The following is an 18,170-nucleotide window of genomic DNA, read 5'->3' as shown; positions in this document are numbered from 1 at the left end:
GTGCCGCGCTTGGGTAGCCTTATCGCTGTGCACGGACGCGGCACGGCAACGGATTTACCTAAGGAGCACCACCCTCGCATGACCCGGAAATCGGCATTCCAGCATCATCGGTTACTCCGCCCCGCCACCCTCTGGACGGTATTTGCCGTAGTCCATCTGGGCTTCCTTGCCGCCCTCGCGACCCGCATCCTCGGCGGCGATGTCCTCAGCGATGTGGGCTTCTACCGGCTGTGGGCGTTCTCGGGAATCCAGAACGGCTACTGGGTCGGGATTGACGGCGGCTGGGTCTATCCCATAGCGGCGCTCCTACCAATGGTCCTGTCAGCGGTCTTTGGCTACGATGCCTACCAGTTCACCTGGTTCCTGCTCTTCACCGCCCTGAACGCGGCCGGCGTCGCGGTCCTCGCACGGCGCGCCGGGACCCAGGGCATCGCCTCCGCCTACTGGTGGCTGGCCGTCACGGCACTGCTCGGACCGGTTGCCGTGGGGCGCGTGGACGGACTCACCGCACCGCTGGTGATTATGGGCCTGCTCTTCCTTGCCACCCGTCCGGTCCTGGCGTCGGCCCTGCTGTCGCTGGCTACCTGGATCAAGGTCTGGCCCGCCGCCGTAATCCTCGCGGTGCTCGTAGCGTGGAAGAAACGCCTCACCCTGCTGGCTACCGGTGCCGCCGTGTCGGCGGTTATTGCCGTCGCCGTGGCACTCTCCGGGGGCCTTTCCCACCTGCTGAGCTTTATCGGTGAACAGGGCGCCCGCGGCATGCAGATGGAAGCGCCGTTCACCACGCCGGGGCTCTGGCAGGCGATCCTCGGATCCTCCGACGCATACATTTTCGAAGACAAGGCCATCAACACCCGTGAAGTCCGCGGAGCCCTCGGCGAGCCCGTGGCCGCGCTGATGACGCCGTTGCTGGCGCTGGCCGCCCTCGCCGTCGTCGGACTGCTGATCTGGGCGCTGCGCCGCGGAGCCGATTCCCGTGCCCTGCTGATCTCCGGCTCGCTGGCACTGGTGAGCGCGTTCATTGTGTTCAACAAGGTGGGATCGCCGCAGTTCATGCTGTGGCTGGGCGCCGTGGTCGCCGTCGGACTGGCATGGGAAGGCAAGGCCTGGAAGGTACCCGGGGTACTTATGCCGGCAATTGCCGCGCTGACCACGCTGGTCTATCCGATGTTCTACTCTGCCCTGTACAACGACCTGAACATTGCCGTCGCCCTGCTCCTGACCGCCCGCAACATCCTGCTGCTGGTGCTCTTCGGCTGGTCGGTGGCCCGGGTCATCCGCCTTACCCGGGCCGGCGGCGAAAGCCTCAGTGCGTCCGAAGTTCGCCCGGAGCAGGCTCCGTAAGCTTTTTGCGGAACAGGACCTTGGTCTTGGGATCCAGGAAGATCAGGTAAAGGGCGAAGCCCAGCGCGATCACGGCAGCGATCTGGCGGGCCGCGCTGAGGCTGAACTCAAAGTAGGGCCAGATATCGAGCTGGTCGCTGATGGCGTAGACCATGAAGAACGACACGAACAGGTACAGCGTCTTCGCCTGCCAGTCGTCCCGCAGGCCTGTGACGGCGAACAGCGGGATGAGCCACACGACGTACCAGGACTGGATCATCGGTGCCAGCATCACGATGGCGGCGAAGGCCAGTGCCAGCCGCCTGATCATGCGGCTGTGCTGCCCCACGAACATCTGCCACAGCACAATCCCCACGGAGGCCACGCGTCCGATGGTGTGGACAATGTCGGCCAGGGTCCAGCCCGGCAACCCCAGGGCGTTGCCCAGGGTTGCCACCAGCATGCCGGCGAAGCCCACCGGGGCGTACCAGATCCAGACGCTGCCGGGCGTGCTCAGGGCGCCCACCCAGCCGAAGCCGAAGCCGTTGATCAGGCCCATGATCCACAGCAGGCCCAGGGAAATAGCCGCAGTCATGAACCAGTAGACAAACTTCCGCCGCCACGACGCATTCTTTCCGGCCCACAGCAGGCCGATGAACGGAAGGAAAATGATGGTGATCGGCTTGATGCCGATGGACAGGGTCACCAGCAGGATGCCGGCGAGGGCCCGGTTGGTCGCGGCCAGGTACAGCCCGGCCAGTGCCAGGCCGATCATCAGGGCATCGTTATGGACTGCGGCGATGAAATTAACCAGGAACAGCGGGTTGGCGGCGGTCAGCCAGAGGGCGCGGTTCGGGTTGATGCCGTGCAGCTCGGCCAGCTTCGGCACGTAGTAGACGCAGAGCGCGACGCCGAGCAGGGCTATCAGCCGGAACAGCAGGATCGAGAACTCAGGCTGGCCGCCGGTAATCCGGACCACGAGTTCTTCGATCCAGAGGAAGACCGGCCCGTAAGGGGTGGGGCTTTGGGCCCAGAGATCATCCGCGCCGAGCTGCAGGTAGTTGGAGATCTGGGAGTAGCCGTCCTTGTACGGGTTCAACCCGCTGACCATCACCAGTCCCTGGGCGATGTACGCGAAGACATCCCGGCTGAACAGCGGCAGGGCAATGCACATGGGTGCCGACCATGCGATCACGGCGCTCAGTACCACCGGCCGCGACTCCGGACCCCAGCATCCCTTCATCCGCTGGCCGAGCCGCAGCCAGGACCGCACCAGGAGCATCCCGCCCGTTGCCAGCATCAGCACAGCGGCTACGGCGCCGATGGGCTGATCGAAGCGCATCCAGATAATCAGCGGATTGCTCCGGAGATTGGCAGAAGCGAGCGACAGCCAGCCCACGCCGAATGATCCGAAGAGGATCAAAAGGGAACCGATGAACCCCTGCAGGATCGCGATGTTGGGGCGGTCGGCTTTCGCTATCTCCGTGCCCGGAGACGAAGGCTCGGTCGCGGGGACCTGGGCGGTCATCTACGTGGTTCCAATCTCTGGGTGACACTGTGTCCTGCGGGCCTGTCGGCAGTCAGGGTCCGGTACCTGCTTCGAATGCGGGCATGAAAATGCCCGGGTACCGTAACAGGCTGATATTAGCACCGGGCCCTGCGCTTGCCCGGGTCGTAGCCGACGCGGCCGCCGTCAATCCTGTGAGCCGGACCACCGTCGCATACACTGGTGTTTCTGTTGTGACAAACGAGGCAAGGCGGTATTGGCTGTGGGGCGCCACCGGGCAACAAAGATAAACAAACCCGTAGGGATCCGGGTCGCGGCAGCGCGGCCCGTACTGCCGCAGGGACGCAGTCCGGAACTGCTGGCGTGGGGTGTCTTCCTCACTGCCGTTGCCGTCGTCGCGATGTTGTGGGTCGAGGTACCTTGGGGCACCGTGACGGCCGCGTCGGCGCTGTTGTTCCTCGCGTTCGGGCTTAGCTGGCTCTTCGCTCCGCCGCGTACGACGACGGCGGCGGCCTCCGCCGTTCCCGTTCAGGCTCTTCCGGCTCCGGCGGTGCCTGCTCCGGCAGTGGTTCCCGCCCCAGCCCCGCCCACCATTGCAGTTGCATCTCCCGCATCCGCGGCACCGGCCACTCCGCATGCCCGCACCCGTTCCGCAGACCGGACCCGAAACGCGCCGCACGGACGGCGTGCGGCCGCCGCCCCGGTGTTTCACGAGATGCCCGCCGAGCCGAGCCGCTGGACCCGCACCTTCGGACCGCCCGACACCGGCCAGATCCCCCTGCAGCCCTACCTGGCCGGCGTTCCCGCGAGCTACGCCACCGCTGACAACGACCTTCCGGACCGGCGCCAGCGCAGCCACTCCAGCCTTTAGCCTCCGGACCCTTTCCAAGGACCAGGTGGTCGAAAGCGGTACATTGGAGAAGTGCCAATAACAAATGAACGTATGGTCTGGATCGACTGCGAAATGACCGGCCTGGACATCAAGAACGACGCCCTGATCGAAGTAGCCGTCCTCGTGACGGACTCCGAGCTGAACATCCTCGGCGACGGCGTGGACGTGGTCATAAAGCCCGATGACGCCTCGCTGGCGCAGATGGGTGACTTTGTGCGCCAGATGCACACCACCTCCAAGCTCCTGGACGAACTGCCCAACGGCATCACCATGGCCGAGGCCGAGGCCGCCGTCGTCGAATACATCACCAAGTGGGTGCCCGAGCCCAAGAAAGCGCAGCTCGCGGGCAACTCCGTGGGGACGGACAAGATGTTCCTGGCCCGCGACATGCCCGAAGTGATCGATTACCTGCACTACCGGATCATCGATGTATCCACCATCAAGGAGCTTGCCCGCCGCTGGTACCCGAGGGCCTACTTCCAGGCGCCGGCGAAGAACGGCGGCCACCGTGCCCTCGGCGATATCCGCGATTCCATCAATGAGCTGCGCTACTACCGCGAGGCTATTTTCGTCCCCGCGCCGGGGCCGGATTCCGCGACTGCCAAGAAGATTGCCGCAGGGATTTCGAGTTAGCTCCATCACAAAAGAGCCGTACGGCGCAGGACGTGTCAAAAGCACTCCAAAAACCGTGTAAGCTTGATTCCGCTGCCTCAGATAAATGAGTCCGCAAGACCACTCGCCTGGACTTCGCGGATGAACGTTTGAGGCACATGGTGGGTATAGCTCAGTTGGCAGAGCGCCTGGTTGTGGTCCAGGAGGTCGCGGGTTCAACCCCCGTTACTCACCCCAAGAGAAGGACTGAGGGACGCCGGAAACGGCGTCCCTCAGTCGTTTAAGCGTTGCTGCGGGAAAATCATCTTCACTCCCCTACCGGCAACCGGTCCCGGCGCGGAGCGCGGACAGAACTCCCCATTGACATGCCTGCCGGCGTCGGTTTTGATTGCCGCACATCAGCTTATGGGGGCAGGCTCAGTCATGAAGTTCGATCTATCCGTACAACAGCAGCAACCTGGACCTGCAGAAACGTCCGGATCGGGTGACGGCACCTACGACGTCATGCCGGAAGCCGTCCGTCAGGTCCTCTCCGACGTACAGATTCAGGCCGCCGAGTTCGGTCAGCTGACCGGCGAGGCCGCTACTGAAATGATGGAACTCTCGCAGGCCTGCAAGGCACCTCCCATCACCGCAGAGCTCTCCTCTCTTTACACGTACGTCATGAGGCGGGCGATCAATATCGCCAGCCGCCGTACGGCCAATGCCGTCGTCGCCGTGTCTCAGGCGGTTAACGCGCTGGCGCAGGGCGACGACCAGATGAGTGAGTCCGCCCGCAGCGCTGCCGCCCAAGCCGCCCAGGAACACGCAGATGACGCCCCCGGCGCTGCGGACAATCCCCGCAACACAGGGCGCGGCCCCGCGCAGGCCTTCTGATGGCGTTCGGGCTGGAGGAATTCGCCGAACGACTCCCCGACGCGGCGGCGATACTTTCCCACACCACAGCGGTCCACCGTGTCGTCAATCGTACGGATGCCGCGATGGAGGGGATCGAACAAACCTGGCTTCGGCTGTCGCAGCCGGGCGTTTATTCGGTAACCGGGGACGAAGTCGTTTTCACGGCCCTGCAGCCGGCGCGCACTGCAACGTCGGACCTGGTTGAAACAGCCACCGAATTATCCGAAGCCATGGCTAGCTATGCTGACGAAATCGATTCACTGAAAGGCCGGTACACGGACCTCAAAGCCCGGGTGGACAGCTTCGATGCGGAGCACCCCTGGACGGAGAAGGCCGACTGGAATGACGACGACGAGGCTGTCGCCGAGCACAACGTTTTAGCTTCGGAGTCGGCCCGGCTGCTGGCGGATCTGGATCAGGCGCAAAGGGACGCAGCGAACCGGATCGCCGCGATCTCCGGAAGCAGCCGCCGTTACTCAGAGGGCGGGGACGGCGAGGAAATCGAGTACGGACGTTCTCCGGAAGACCGGGTGGCCGGCATGGGCGGCCCCATGGAAGACGGCGATTTTTGGCTGGTGGACTGGTGGGAGTGGACCGGACGCAACCGCGAACGTGTCTGGGACGCCGGCAACGAGGTGCGCGAACGTGTCTGGGACACCGGCAAAGAGGTGCGCGAACGTGTCTGGGACACCATCAAAGACGGTTTCGTCCCCGGCATCCCGAACAAGGGCCCCAGATTCCGGGATGGCAAAGGCTCCGCCGGGGGGAAGGACTTCGCCGACACTTACAGTCCCAACGGCCGGGATCCGGCGCACCAGCCTCAGGTCGGCGACCCTGACGGAGGCAACGGCTCGTTCCAGGATATAAAACCACGCAGCATCAACGGGGCCCCCGAGCAGCAATACATAACGGGCATCGACCGGATACACGAAACGCAAGCCCGCGAATACGTCGTTCATAACAAAGACGGCGTCGGGATTGCTTTCGACGGCCACACATGGCGGGGGGATCCTCCCGTAGAAGTTTTTCAAGAGGTAAAAGGGCATCTGGATTTCCTGGACAATATCAAGCCTGCTCTGCTGACAAAGAGACTGGACGAAATGGTTACTCGGGAGCTGGTGCCCCAGATTGATGCGCTGAAGCACTCCGGAACACCCGGATATGTCCATGAATTGGTATTTACCGAAAAGGTAGTCATGGATACCTTTGAGCAGGTCATGAAGCGATACCCCCTGCTACGGAAGGACATCGTGGTCAGATTTGAGCCGATGCCGTGAATACCATCAGTCAGGTAGGTTGACTCCATGAAACAGACCGTTGCAGAACTCTTTACTCCCGAGGACGGCTGCGCCTTTATTCCGCTCATGTGGGGTGGACGGAAGGAGACGTCCACAGAAGTACTAGTCAGGGCCACAGCGACTATGTCCGCGCTCACTCACGCGGTGCCGAAGGAGCTCGCTGTGAACCCCTTTTGGATGCGGATCGCGGACGATGGGCTGGGCTATTCCCCCGCACCTAGTACTTTAGACGGCCTCCAAGAGCTAGTGCGCAAAGAAAATGAAAAACCGACTGGGCCAACGACGCTCCAACTGCTGCTCTTTGCAGACAACACGGATGAAGGTCTCTTGGCTTCCTTCAACTTGAATGCTGGGGCTGAACAAACCTATGTAGGGAACAGCTGCACTGTCACGCTCGAACAGGGGTACCCCCTCGGGCCTGTTGATGCAGCTGAAAACCTGTTCCGGGAGTTGATTCGGATCTGGCAACCCGAGACGGCGATCTTGTGTACAGACCGGACAATCGCGGACATAGGAGATCTTTATGACACATATGCCGGGTATTTGAGTTGGGTTTCGGCAAGTGCCACTGATGTCCCTGGGTATCTGACGTCAGCCAGGGCGGAGCATTTCGGTGACGGAGTCGTGCTCGCGGCAAAACACTGGACGGTGGACGGAGTGAGATGCATGCACCAGGAACTGCTTGCCGAAAGCGTGCCGGCGCTAACTGCGATAGCCGCAGTCCAGGTCGTCCCGCAGTTTCCGCCTAAGTGAGCGAAGCACTTGACGCAAGGCGCACCCCACCCACTTGGGGGGCGGGGGGCTCGTCGCCTACATTTCGGGCGTTATGGTGCCCTAGTGCTCGATGCCCCACTCCCGTTACTCACCCGAACCGCAACCATGGTAGTGTTTCAGCCAGATTTAGCAGTATCTAACACAACAATCAATGTTCCGTTGGTTCAACCGAAACCCGCTAGATTCCGGGGCTTTCAGGGGTAGTGAGCGTCTGGTTCAACCCCCGTTACTCACCCCAGGAGAAGGACTGAGGGACGCCGGAAACGGCGTCCCTCAGTCGTTTAAGCGTTGCTGCGGGAAAATCATCTTCACTCCCCTACCGGCAACCGGTCCCGGCGCGGAGCGCGGACAGAACTCCCCATTGACATGCCTGCCGGTGTCGGTTTTGTTCAGAACTGAAGACCTCAGATGCCCTGGTCATAGTGTCAACGTAGTCGAGAGACGCTGTTACTCGCTGGGGGCTCCATCAGTCCATATGCCGAAGGACACCCCACATGGATCTTGGAACGTTGCGAACCAGCGGTCATCGCCGCCGAGGGCAGTTCTGCTTCGTTCGACCTGGCCCCCGAGCTCTCTGACTCGTGAGAGGAAGCCTTCGAGGTCATCAGTTTCGAAATAGACCCGGGTTCCGGCCGTAGGCGCCGTTCCTACGGTTGCACGCTGAAGACCGCCAATTCCCGACTCGCCACTTCTGATGATCCAGTAGCTCGCATCGAGCTCTGAATCCTCGAACGCGGGGGCGAACGTCCAACCTTGGAGATCGCAGTGGAACGACATGAACTTGTCGGGGGCTTCGGTCTCGACTTCCCACCAGACGATGTTCATAAGGGCATGCTAGCGGACGGCCAGCGGTCTTTGGTGCCGAGACCTACTTCAGCCCGCGCTCCGCGTACTGGACCGAGTGGGCTCACGGTGCTCGACCGAGGTCGAATCCGCCATCCGCATTCCTTTCGGTGACGGCGCGCCCTGTATGCGGCCAGGGAATGGGCATGGGAAAGCACCCGTCGCGGATGCCGGCGTTTACTGGGCGGCCGGGCCGCCGTGGTAATCTCTTTCTTGAATTTCAGCGGCCAGCGGCATTTTGAGCGAACAACAAAAGCGGCCGGCTCCCATCGGATTTCCGCGGCATCACAGGGCCGCAGTCTGTCGTTCCGTTGGCAAAACCCGGCAGCGGACACCGGGCGCAGCGGGCGGAGTTTAGCGCTTTGACGAACCGTCCCAGGAGTGTCCGGGCCGCCGATAGGTTTGTGTTTCACTGTATTCGGCAGGCGTTGTGCAACGCCTCCGGCGGGCAGCAGCCCCGGGCAAAGACCACTACGCCTATGCGTGGCTTATCAATGAGGAGGCGCCGCCTTGGAGCGCAGACTGTTCGAAGAGGACCATGAGCTGTTCCGGGAAGTCGTCCGGGAATTCGATTCCCGCGAAGTCGCCGCCGGGTACCCGGAATGGGACGCGGCGCACATGATGCCCCGCCGGCTCTGGAAAGCCGCCGGCGAGCAGGGCCTGCTCGGTTTGGCCGTCCCCGAGGAGTTCGGCGGCGCCGGCATGCCGGATTACCGCTTCCGCGCCGTGATGGACGAGGAATTTGCCCGCTCCAACCACCTCGCCGTCGGCCTCGCCTTCCATCTGCATGACGACATGGTCCTCCCCCACCTGCTGGCCTACGGCTCCGACGAGCTGAAGGAATACTGGCTGCCCGGCATGGTGTCCGGAGATAAGGTCACCTCGGTGGCCTGGACCGAGCCCGGAGCTGGCAGCGACCTGCGCGGCATCCGCACCAAGGCGGTCCGCACCGACGACGGCGACTGGCGCCTCAGCGGCCAGAAGACCTTCATCGGCAACGGCATCAGCGGAGATGCGTCCCTGGTCCTTGCCCGGACAGACGGCGGCACCGGGCGCGGACAGCGCGATTCGTTCAGCATGTTCATGGTGGAGAAAACCGAGGGCTACAGCACCGGCCGCCAGCTCGACAAGATGGGCCTGAAGGCCTCCGACACCGCTGAGCTCTTCTTCGACGATGTTCACGTCCCGTCCGCCAACCTCGTGGGCGAAGTCGGCCGCGGGCTGGAGTACGCCGAGGGGCAGCTTCCCCAGGGCCGGCTGGCCATCGCCGTCGCCTCCTCCGCCGTCGCCCGGCAGATCTACGAAGCCACCGTGGAATACACGAAAAACCGCAACGCCTTCGGGGACCGGATCGCCGATTTCCAGAACAGCCGTTTTGCACTGGCGGACATCCTCACCGAGGTTGAAGTCACCGAAGCCTACGTCGATTCGGCCATCCTTGCCTTCAACGAAGGAAAGCTCGACGCCGTCTCGGCCGCCAAGGCAAAGCTCTGGGCCAGCGAACGGGCCAAGTCCATCACGGACCGCTGCCTGCAGCTGCACGGCGGCTACGGCTACATCCTGGAATACCCGGTGGCCCAGGCCTTCCTGGCGGCCCGCCTGCTGACCATCTTCGGCGGCACCAGCGAAATCATGCGGGAAGTCATCGGGCGCGGCATCGTCCGCTGAGCCCGGTTCCCGGCACCAACACCACGAGAGAAAGACAGTAATGACCGTTCGTCCCATCGTCATCCACGGAGAACCCGTACTGCACCGCAGGGCGGCCGAGGTGGAAGAGTTCAATGACGAACTGCGCACCCTGGTTGCCGACATGTTCGAAACCATGGACGTCGCCAACGGCGTCGGCCTCGCAGCCCCGCAGATCGGCGTCGGCCTGCGCCTGTTCACCTTCGACTACGAGAACGACGACGACGCTCCGAACCGCGGCGTCGTCATCAACCCGGTCCTGATCACGTCCAAGATCCCGGGTTCCGCCCCCGATCCGGACGAAACCTCCGAAGGCTGCCTCTCCGTACCCGGCGAGAACTTCCCGGTGAACCGGGCCGAGTGGGCCAAGGTCAGCGGCTTCGACGAGTTCGGCGCGCCCGTGCAGTTCGAGGCGACGGACTGGTTTGCCCGGGTGATCCAGCATGAGTACGACCACCTCGACGGCAAGCTCTACGTGGACCGGCTTACCGACCGGTGGAGCCGGAAGGCCCGGAAGGTGCTGAAGGCACAGGGCTGGACCGTGCCGGGCCATACCTGGATGCCGGGCGTGGACCCGGACCCGTTCGGCCACTGAGTCCGTCCGTACCGGCACCGCCCCGTCATGCACGAAGGGCCCGCAGGCATAAGCCTGCGGGCCCTATGCGTTGCCGGCTGCTAGCCGGCGATGGCTGCCAGCGACTGTGCCTTGGGGAAGGCCGGCGGGTTGACGTGCGCCATCTCCTCCAGGACCCGGACCACCTGGCAGCTGTACCCGAATTCGTTGTCGTACCAGACGTACAGCACGAGGTTCTTGCCGTTGGAAATGGTCGCGAGACCGTCCACGATCCCGGCACGCTTGGAACCCACGAAGTCGCTGGACACCACCTCGGGTGAGGCAATGTAGTCGATCTGCTTGTGCAGCGGCGAGTTCAACGAGGTTTCGCGCAGGAAGGTGTTTACTTCGTCCCTGGTGGTGGCGCTTTCCAGGTTCAGGTTGAGGATGGCCATCGACACGTCCGGGGTGGGAACGCGGATCGCGTTGCCGCTGAGCTTGCCTTCCAGTTCCGGCAGTGCCTTGGCAACCGCCTTCGCGGCACCGGTTTCCGTGATGACCATGTTCAGGGCCGCGGAACGCCCGCGCCGGTCGCCGTTGTGGAAGTTGTCGATCAGGTTCTGGTCATTGGTGAAGGAATGCACCGTTTCCACGTGCCCGTTCACAATGCCGTACTTGTCGTTAAGGACCTTGAGTACCGGGGTGATGGCGTTGGTGGTGCAGGAGGCAGCCGTAATGATCCGGTCCTCGTCCGTGATGGAACCGTGGTTGATCCCGTGCACGATGTTCTTCAGGTTCCCCTTGCCCGGTGCGGTCAGCAGCACCCGGGACACGCCCTTAGCGGCCAGGTGCTGGGACAGGCCTTTCTCATCGCGCCAGCGGCCGGTGTTGTCCACCACCACCGCGTCGTTGATTCCGTACGCCGTGTAATCCACGGTCGCCGGATCATTGGAGTAAATGACCTGGATCAGGGTGCCGTTGGCGAGGATGGTGTTTTTTTCCTCGTCCACCGTGATGGTGCCATTGAAGGCACCGTGCACCGAATCCCGGCGGAGCAGGCTGGCGCGCTTCACGAGATCGTTTTCGGAGCCCTTCCGCACCACGATCGCACGCAGCCGCAGGCCCTGCCCGCCGCCGGCCTTCTCAACGAGGATCCGGGCCAGGAGCCGTCCGATGCGTCCAAAGCCGTAGAGGACGACGTCGGTGCTCGTCCGCTCGTCGGCTCCGCTCTTGCCGGCGACGTCGGCCAGTTCCGCGCGCAGGAACTCGGTGAGGTCCCCACCCTGCTCCTTGTACTTGTTGCTCAGCCGGGCCAGGTCCACGGACGCGGCACCTAGTTCCAGCTCGGTCAGGGCCAGGAGCAACGGGTAGGTCTCTGCGACCGGCAGTTCGGTTTCGTCGATCTGGCGGGCGAACCGGTGCGCCTTCAGAATGTCGATAACCGACTTGTTGACGAGTGGACGCCCATAGACCGAGGTCACCACGCTGTTTTCCCGGTAGAGCCGCCCGATAAGCGGAATCATGGCCTCGGCGAGGGCCTCCCGATCCATCCAGGCATCAAGGCACGTATCCGAATTGGAGCTCACAGAACTTCACATCCTTTTCTCAGCCGGCACTGCGTTGTGCCGGTTGGCGGTAATCCCTACCAGTGTATTAGGACACATCAACCCCACCGGACCCATGGATGAGAGATCGGTCACAATCAGGAGGTGTGCAGGCCGGTTCCGGCGCGGGTGGCGGCCAGCTCATCCGTTCTCGGGGGTTCCAGATCCGCGAGATCCCGGACCCGGCGCAGCGGGCCGAAGACAGCGGTCAACGGGGCCAGCGCGGCCACCAGTATTCCGGTCAGGATCGCCCCCCGGATATCCATCACCTCGACCAGCAGCCCGGCGGCAAAGGCCGCGACGGCGAGCATGCCCCAGGTCACCATCCGCTGGGCGGACCCGAGGCGGCCGAGCATCTGCGGCGGGCAGACCCGCTGGCGGAAGGTCGTGGAGACGACAATGTTCAAGGCAATGGAAAAGCCTGCAATAAAGAGTCCGACGAAGCCGGCAGTCATTCCCCAGCCCGGAGAGATAAACAGCAGGCTCGCGTATCCGCCTACTACCGGGAGCATCGAATACCGCCACACGCGCCCGGAGCCGAGACGGCCGGAGATCCACTTGGCGGACAAGCCGCCGATGGTTCCCCCCACCGCCGTAGCTGCCGTCAGGAGGCCCAGCATGCCCGGAGACTCTCCGAGGGAACGGATCACCAGCAGGACCAGCAGGGACACCACAATGTTGCCGCCGAGGTTCCAGAGCGCTCCGGTGATGAGCAGCATGCGCAGGGGCACGGTACTGAAGGTGTAGCGCAGCCCCTCCCCCATGTCCCGGAAAACCCTCCGGTCCTTCGACCGGTCGGGACGGGCCTCGGCAACGTCCAGCCGGAGAATCGCCGTCAGGGAGGCAAGGGACGCGGCGACCTGCAGCAACAGAGCATTGGATGCCCCCCAGGCATCCGTGACCCAGCCGCCCACCGCCCGGCCGCCGGCGTCGCCCAGGGCACCGGAACCCGTCATGAGCCCGTTTCCCTCCACCAGTTCCTCGCGGTCCACCGCGGCAGGCACGAGTGCCTGCTCGGCAAGGGTAAAGAACACTGCTGCGAGTCCTGCGCCGAAAGACACCGCGAACAACTGGGTAACCGTAAGGGCCCCCAGCCACCACGCCACCGGCAGGCTGGCCAGCAGGAGCGTCCGCACGGCAAGCGAAACCACTATCAGCGGCCGCCGCCGGTGTCTGTCCACCAGCACGCCGATGGGCAGTGCGAACAGGAGCCAGGGAAGGAAGGTCATACCGGAAAGGACGGCAACCGTGGAGTTCGAGGCGTCCAGTTCCGTCACCGCTATCACCGGCAGGGCCACGCTGGTTACGGCAGTGCCGAATATTCCGGCGGTCGAAGAGATCCACAGCCGTCGGAAATTGGCATTTCGCAGAACCAGGGGCTTCCTTGCCGCCTCCGTGTGGGACATTGCCACAGACTAGCCCAGCACCGGATGAATAAAACGAGTCAACGTGCCGGAAAAGGAATATTGCACGAAAGCTTTGCGAACAGTGCGGAAACCTTTGGCTGCTGCGCACGGCCGCGGAAGTATGTGGACGGGTTGGCCGATAAGCCGGGTTTTGTACGCCCGGACCGTTACCGGACCGGGAGCGGCAATCATCCATCTAGGGCAGCCGTTGCCGGCTGCCTCAAGCGGCCTACCCGGACACATCGGGCGGGCAGCCCTCAAACGTGTCCTGTATGGCCTTGCTCCGGGTGGGGTTTACCTAGCCGTCCCGGTCACCCGGGACGCTGGTGGTCTCTTACACCGCCTTTTCACCCTTACCTGCTCAGGCTGCAAAGCAGCGTAAGCCGGCGGTTTCTTTTCTGTGGCACTGGCCTGCGGGTTTCCCCGAGTGGGCGTTACCCACCACCCTGCCCTGCGGAGCCCGGACTTTCCTCGGCGGCTGCGGTTTCCCCAAAAGGAATCCGCGCCGACGCGATTGCCTGGCCAACCCGTCCACAGTCAACTCTACCGTCCCGCAGGCACTGCCCCTGTCCGGAGCCTGCACCGGCCGGCTCGCGTAGGATTAACCGGTGCTGATTCTGCTCCCGCCCTCCGAAGGAAAAACCGCCGCAGTGTCCGGGCCGGTCCTGGACCCGTCCCGGCTGCATTTCCCGCTGCTTTCCGAACCCCGCGCGCTGGTACTCAAGGCCCTGGCCGAAGCCAGCAGCGCTGAGGATGCCCTGGCGGTCCTAGGGGTGGGTGCAACCCTTGCCCCGGAGGTACGGCGCAATACCGCCCTGGACGCCGAGCCCTGCGCGCCTGCTCACCGGGTCTACACGGGTGTGTTGTACGACGCGCTGGGCTACGCGTCGCTTCCGCCGGCAGTGCAGCGGCGTGCAGACGATGCCGTGCTGGTGATGTCCGCTCTGTGGGGTGCCCTCGGCTTTGCGGATCCGATTCCGGCGTACCGGCTCTCGATGTCAGTGCGGCTTCCGGAGACCGGGCGCCTTGCCGCCTTCTGGAAGCAGCACCTGACCGGTCCGCTGGACGAGTACGCCGGGGATTCACTGGTGGTGGACTGCCGTTCCAGCACCTATGCGGCGGCTTGGACGCCGGATCCGCAGCGCACGGCGGCGGTTAACGTATTCACCGTCCGCGACGGCCAACGCAAAGTGGTTTCGCACTTCGCCAAGCACACCCGCGGCGAGCTGGCCCGCCATCTGCTCCTGCGCACCGGCACGGAGCCGGCGACACCGCAGGAACTGCTGGCTGCTGCACAGGAAAAGTGGGAGGCCGAGCTGGTGGCCCCGGCAGGCCGGAAGCCGTACCAGCTCAACCTCATCCTGGCCGGATAGCGCCCTAGCCGGCCACCAGTTCCACTTCGAAGCCCTCTTCGTTTTCCAGATAGGCGGCGTAGTGCTCCGCTCCCCCGGCGTGGGGATGCCGGTCCGCGAACATCAGGGTCCAGCCGTGGCTGGCCGCACGCCGTGCCAGGAGTTCGACGTCGGCCTCCGAACCGGCGCAGAACGCGAGGTGGTTCAGTCCGGCCCGCTTCCGGGAATAGGGACCCCGTTCGACGTCGGGGCCTTCCTCGAGCACTATGTAGCCCTCGGCGCCCTGCCAGCTTGCACCGGTGGTCCAGGTGTCCTTCCGGACGTAGCCCACCCGTTCCAGCAGCCAGCCCAGGGACTTTTCGGCCGCAGCGAAATCGTTGACCCAGATCTCCGTGTGATGCAGCCGTCCCGTGGGGGCGGCCGCAGGAGCAGGAGACGACGCCGCTTCGAGTACCGCCGCGGCGGCGGCTGCCTTGGTCTCCGCACCGGCGCGCGGCTTCCACGGAACACCGGCCGTGCCGGCGTCCATGGCCTCATTGGACAACCGGTCCGCGTCCTTGTTCAGTTCCCGCGGAATCCACTGGTATTTCACCCGCTGCGGATTGACGATCGAACGTGCCTTCGCCGCAAGTTTCTGCATGTCGGCATGCTTGATCTTCCAGCGGCCGCTCATCTGCTCGACCACGAGCTTGGAATCCATCTTCGCCAGGATCCAGCAGTCCGGGTCGATGCTGTGCGCCAACTCCAGGGCCGCGATAAGGCCTGAATACTCGGCAACGTTATTGGACACCCGGCCCACGTATTCGGCCTTTTCAGCCAGGATGCGGCCGGTGTCAGGATCGCGGACCAGCGCGCCGTAACCGGCGATACCCGGATTGCCCCGCGACCCCCCGTCGGCTTCCACAATCAGGGTCCGCCGGGAGCTGCCGGCGGAGGCACGGCGGGGTTCCTCGCCGGAGTCGGGCTCCGGGTCAAACAATGTCACCGCTTAGCTGCCCCACTCGGCAGAGCGGACCAGGATGCAGCCCGAATCCGGGCAGAACACAATCTCGTCTTCCGCGGCCTTGCGGATGTCGGCAAGGTCACCGGGGCTCAGCTGCATACCCGATCCCTCGGAGGTGCCGTGGAAGAGCCGGGCGGCGCCGATGCCGTGCTTTGACAGGGTCTTTTCGTAGACGGCAAGCAGCGCGGTATCGAAGCTGTCGGCAAGCTCTGCGCGGCGGGCTTCGGCGTCGGAACGGTCCGCGGCAATGACGGCGAGTTCGGCGTCGCGCTTCTCCTCCAGTTCCCGGCGCTTCTCGTGCAGGGACGTCAGTGCTTCACCGGCTTCGGCTTCGCGGGTGCGGGCAGCCTCGAGCCGTTCCATCACATCGAGTTCGACGTCTTCAAGGTCGGACCGGCGGCGTTCGAGGGACACGATTTCCGCCTGCAGCGCCGTGAGCTCCTTGGAGCCGCCCTTGCCGCTGTCCAGGTGCTGCTGGTCGCGGGCCATCCGTGCAACCACGGACGCTACGTCCGCTTCGGCGCGGGTGAGCTCACGTTCAATGTCGGCCACTTCCGTGCCGGCTGCCACGCGTGCGCTTTCAGCTGCGGCGACGGCACCGGCCAGGGACGCGATCTCGGGATTGTTGCTAACGTTGCGGGCCTGATTGCGCAGGGACTTGATCCTGCTGTCCAGGGCCTGCAGATCCAGCAGCCTCAGCTGCTCCGCGGGCGATGCTTTTGCCACCGGTTACCTCCGTGTATATCCGGGCCTGCCTGGCCCGGCTCTCCTAAGCCTATGCCACCGCCGGGGATCACTTCAGCCTACGGCGTCAGTACGAAGTCCCACGGATCTGTGTTCACGCCGCTGACGCGCACGTCAGCGGCGAAGCCCTGGTCCGTCAGGACGTTTTCGAGGGCGTTCGCGGCCGGCGTCAGCCACAGCCATTCGCTGCCGAAGTGGGAGACGTCCATGAGGTACGGACGGCCGTTTCCGGCAAGGGCACGCTCCCGCAGTTCCGACGCCGGGTGGTGGCGCAGGTCCGCGGTGACGTAGACGTCGGCGCGCTGGGCCCGGACGGCGTCGAACAGGCTGTCACCGGCTCCGCCGCAGACGGCCACCCGGCGGACCAGGCCCTGCGGGTCGCCCGCCACGCGGACGCCGCCGGCGACGGCGGGCAGGAGGCTGAAGACGCGCTCGGCGAAGTCCGCCAGCGAAAGCATCTCGGGAAGATCCCCGACCCGGCCGATCCCCTCTTCGGGCAGGCCTTCCGCAGCGGGAACCAGCGGCGTGACGTTCCGGAGCCCGAAGGCGTCTGCGAGCACGTCGGACACGCCCCCGACGGCGCTGTCGCCGTTGGTGTGCACCGTCAACAGGGCGCAGCCGCCCTCGATCAGCCGGTGCACTGCCTCGCCCTTGAACGAGTTGGCAGCTACGGAGTTGACCGGTTTCAGCAGCAGGGGGTGATGGGTCACGAGCAGGTCCGCTCCCCATTCAAGGGCCTCGTCGATGACTTCACGGGTGGGATCAACCGCGAACAGGATCCGCCGGACCTCCCGGTCGCCGCGGCCTGCAACAAGGCCGGGCGCGTCCCAGTCCTCGGCCAGTGATTCGGGCCAGAGTTCTTCGGCTGCCAGCAGTACGTCGCCAAGGGTGGGTGTGTCGCTGCCGCCGGTGGCCTGGTCAGGTTCAGTGTCCGCGCCGGCGCGCTCGTGGGGGTGATCCGCTTCCATGACTTTAGTTCTACCCGCTGCCGTTGCCGTGCTCAATTCCGCCGCGCCTGCCGTGACGGAACGAACACCGCCGCACCCGGTTGCCGGACATCGGGAATCAAAGCGGGACGTGATGCCTTGTTAAGGGCATGAAGACGTATGTATTAGGCGGAGGCTGCTTTTGGTGCCTCGATGCTCTTTACCGCAAGGTCCGCGGCGTAACCGACGTAGTTTCCGGCTACACAGGGGGCGCGGTGGACAACCCGGACTATGACAGCGTGAGCGCCGGGATCACCGGGCACGCAGAAGTAGTGGCCGTGACCTTTGACGAGGACATGATCCCCCCGGAAGTCATCCTGGACATGTTCTTCTCGCAGCATGATCCCACCACCCTGAACCGACAGGGCTACGACGTCGGCACCCAGTACCGGTCCTCGATGTTCTACCGGGACGAGGATCAGCGCAAGGAATTCGAAGCTGCGATTGAGCGTGCCCGGGAGAACTGGAAGGACCCGATCGTCACCGAGATCGTGCCCCTTCCCCGGTTTTACCCGGCGGAGGATTTCCACCAGGACTTCTACGCCAAGCACCCCGGCCAGGGTTACTGTCAGGTGATTATTAATCCGAAGCTGGCCAAGGCCCGCAAGTATTACTCCGAATGGCTTCAGGACTAGGGCTGTCCGGCCGCGCCGATAGGCTGGAACGGGCATACCTGAGTCCGGCTTTTTA

At 64.2% G+C, this 18,170-nt stretch carries 17 protein-coding genes, 1 tRNA gene and 1 other RNA gene; 11 read left to right on the top strand and 8 right to left on the bottom strand.

What is annotated here, in order from left to right; all coding sequences use genetic code 11:
* The first annotated feature begins 78 nt into the window (after positions 1–78).
* Positions 79–1,344 (top strand): glycosyltransferase family 87 protein, encoded by a 1,266-nt coding sequence (locus LJ760_RS13125; protein ID WP_227920988.1) that lies wholly within the window; start codon positions 79–81, stop codon positions 1,342–1,344.
* On the opposite strand, the gene mptB is transcribed toward LJ760_RS13125, so the two are convergent.
* Positions 1,307–2,851: a polyprenol phosphomannose-dependent alpha 1,6 mannosyltransferase MptB gene (mptB, locus tag LJ760_RS13120; protein WP_227920986.1), complete on the bottom strand. Its 1,545-nt coding sequence runs from the start codon at positions 2,849–2,851 to the stop codon at positions 1,307–1,309. The genes LJ760_RS13125 and mptB overlap by 38 nt on opposite strands.
* A 241-nt stretch (positions 2,852–3,092) precedes the next feature.
* Here mptB and LJ760_RS13115 point away from each other — a divergent pair, with 241 nt between their 5' ends.
* The 6 genes from LJ760_RS13115 to LJ760_RS13090 all read left to right on the top strand — a co-directional run bounded on the left by LJ760_RS13115 (position 3,093) and on the right by LJ760_RS13090 (position 7,282).
* Positions 3,093–3,701, top strand: a complete 609-nt coding sequence (locus LJ760_RS13115) for a hypothetical protein (RefSeq protein WP_227920983.1) — start codon at positions 3,093–3,095, stop codon at positions 3,699–3,701.
* 51 nt (positions 3,702–3,752) lie between these two features.
* Positions 3,753–4,355 carry an oligoribonuclease gene (orn, locus tag LJ760_RS13110; protein ID WP_442860643.1) on the top strand — a complete coding sequence of 201 codons (603 nt, stop codon included), beginning with the start codon at positions 3,753–3,755 and terminating at the stop codon, positions 4,353–4,355.
* Between the two features lie 140 nt (positions 4,356–4,495).
* A tRNA-His gene (locus LJ760_RS13105) sits at positions 4,496–4,571 on the top strand.
* A gap of 186 nt (positions 4,572–4,757) precedes the next feature.
* On the top strand, positions 4,758–5,210 hold the full coding sequence (locus tag LJ760_RS13100; RefSeq protein WP_227923761.1) for a DUF6507 family protein: 453 nt from the start codon (positions 4,758–4,760) through the stop codon (positions 5,208–5,210).
* Positions 5,210–6,508, top strand: a complete 1,299-nt coding sequence (locus LJ760_RS13095; RefSeq protein WP_227923759.1) for a hypothetical protein — start codon at positions 5,210–5,212, stop codon at positions 6,506–6,508. Before LJ760_RS13100 ends, LJ760_RS13095 begins: the two co-directional genes overlap by 1 nt.
* Before the next feature lie 27 nt (positions 6,509–6,535).
* A complete protein-coding gene (locus tag LJ760_RS13090) occupies positions 6,536–7,282 on the top strand; it encodes a hypothetical protein (RefSeq protein ID WP_227923758.1) in 747 nt (248 codons plus the stop codon).
* Between the two features lie 468 nt (positions 7,283–7,750).
* Here the strand turns inward: LJ760_RS13090 and LJ760_RS13085 are convergent, their stop codons facing one another.
* Positions 7,751–8,128, bottom strand: a complete 378-nt coding sequence (locus tag LJ760_RS13085; protein ID WP_227923757.1) for a VOC family protein — start codon at positions 8,126–8,128, stop codon at positions 7,751–7,753.
* Between the two features lie 528 nt (positions 8,129–8,656).
* Here LJ760_RS13085 and LJ760_RS13080 point away from each other — a divergent pair.
* The gene (locus tag LJ760_RS13080; RefSeq protein ID WP_227923756.1) at positions 8,657–9,814 is read left to right on the top strand and encodes an acyl-CoA dehydrogenase family protein; all 1,158 of its coding nucleotides are present in this window, start codon (positions 8,657–8,659) and stop codon (positions 9,812–9,814) included.
* A 40-nt stretch (positions 9,815–9,854) separates the two neighbouring features.
* Positions 9,855–10,427 carry a peptide deformylase gene (locus tag LJ760_RS13075; protein ID WP_227923754.1) on the top strand — a complete coding sequence of 191 codons (573 nt, stop codon included), beginning with the start codon at positions 9,855–9,857 and terminating at the stop codon, positions 10,425–10,427.
* An 80-nt stretch (positions 10,428–10,507) separates the two neighbouring features.
* On the opposite strand, the gene LJ760_RS13070 is transcribed toward LJ760_RS13075, so the two are convergent.
* The 3 genes from LJ760_RS13070 to rnpB all read right to left on the bottom strand — a co-directional run bounded on the left by LJ760_RS13070 (position 10,508) and on the right by rnpB (position 13,925).
* Positions 10,508–11,971: a glyceraldehyde-3-phosphate dehydrogenase gene (locus LJ760_RS13070; protein ID WP_227923752.1), complete on the bottom strand. Its 1,464-nt coding sequence runs from the start codon at positions 11,969–11,971 to the stop codon at positions 10,508–10,510.
* A gap of 116 nt (positions 11,972–12,087) precedes the next feature.
* Positions 12,088–13,395: an MFS transporter gene (locus LJ760_RS13065; protein ID WP_227923750.1), complete on the bottom strand. Its 1,308-nt coding sequence runs from the start codon at positions 13,393–13,395 to the stop codon at positions 12,088–12,090.
* A 124-nt stretch (positions 13,396–13,519) separates the two neighbouring features.
* An RNA gene (gene rnpB, locus LJ760_RS13060) (RNase P RNA component class A) lies at positions 13,520–13,925 on the bottom strand.
* 78 nt (positions 13,926–14,003) lie between these two features.
* On the opposite strand from rnpB, the gene LJ760_RS13055 reads away from it, so the two are divergent.
* Positions 14,004–14,768 carry a YaaA family protein gene (locus LJ760_RS13055; protein WP_227923747.1) on the top strand — a complete coding sequence of 255 codons (765 nt, stop codon included), beginning with the start codon at positions 14,004–14,006 and terminating at the stop codon, positions 14,766–14,768.
* A 4-nt stretch (positions 14,769–14,772) separates the two neighbouring features.
* On the opposite strand, the gene LJ760_RS13050 is transcribed toward LJ760_RS13055, so the two are convergent.
* From LJ760_RS13050 to LJ760_RS13040, 3 genes are all read right to left on the bottom strand, one after another.
* Positions 14,773–15,732, bottom strand: a complete 960-nt coding sequence (locus LJ760_RS13050; protein ID WP_331460728.1) for a reverse transcriptase-like protein — start codon at positions 15,730–15,732, stop codon at positions 14,773–14,775.
* Between the two features lie 3 nt (positions 15,733–15,735).
* Complete coding sequence (locus LJ760_RS13045; protein ID WP_227923745.1) at positions 15,736–16,476, bottom strand: zinc ribbon domain-containing protein; 741 nt, start codon at positions 16,474–16,476, stop codon at positions 15,736–15,738.
* 77 nt (positions 16,477–16,553) lie between these two features.
* Positions 16,554–17,462 carry a Nif3-like dinuclear metal center hexameric protein gene (locus tag LJ760_RS13040; RefSeq protein ID WP_227923743.1) on the bottom strand — a complete coding sequence of 303 codons (909 nt, stop codon included), beginning with the start codon at positions 17,460–17,462 and terminating at the stop codon, positions 16,554–16,556.
* Positions 17,463–17,590: 128 nt separating this feature from the next.
* On the opposite strand from LJ760_RS13040, the gene msrA reads away from it, so the two are divergent.
* Positions 17,591–18,115 (top strand): peptide-methionine (S)-S-oxide reductase MsrA, encoded by a 525-nt coding sequence (msrA, locus tag LJ760_RS13035; protein WP_227923740.1) that lies wholly within the window; start codon positions 17,591–17,593, stop codon positions 18,113–18,115.
* Positions 18,116–18,170: the final 55 nt, after the last annotated feature.

It is taken from the genome of Arthrobacter sp. zg-Y895 (genome assembly GCF_020731025.1).
In the GTDB taxonomy this organism is placed as follows: Bacteria; Actinomycetota; Actinomycetes; order Actinomycetales; family Micrococcaceae; genus Arthrobacter_B.
Note: the sequence above shows the minus strand (reverse complement) of the source record. Positions and strands in the feature narration are given on the sequence as shown.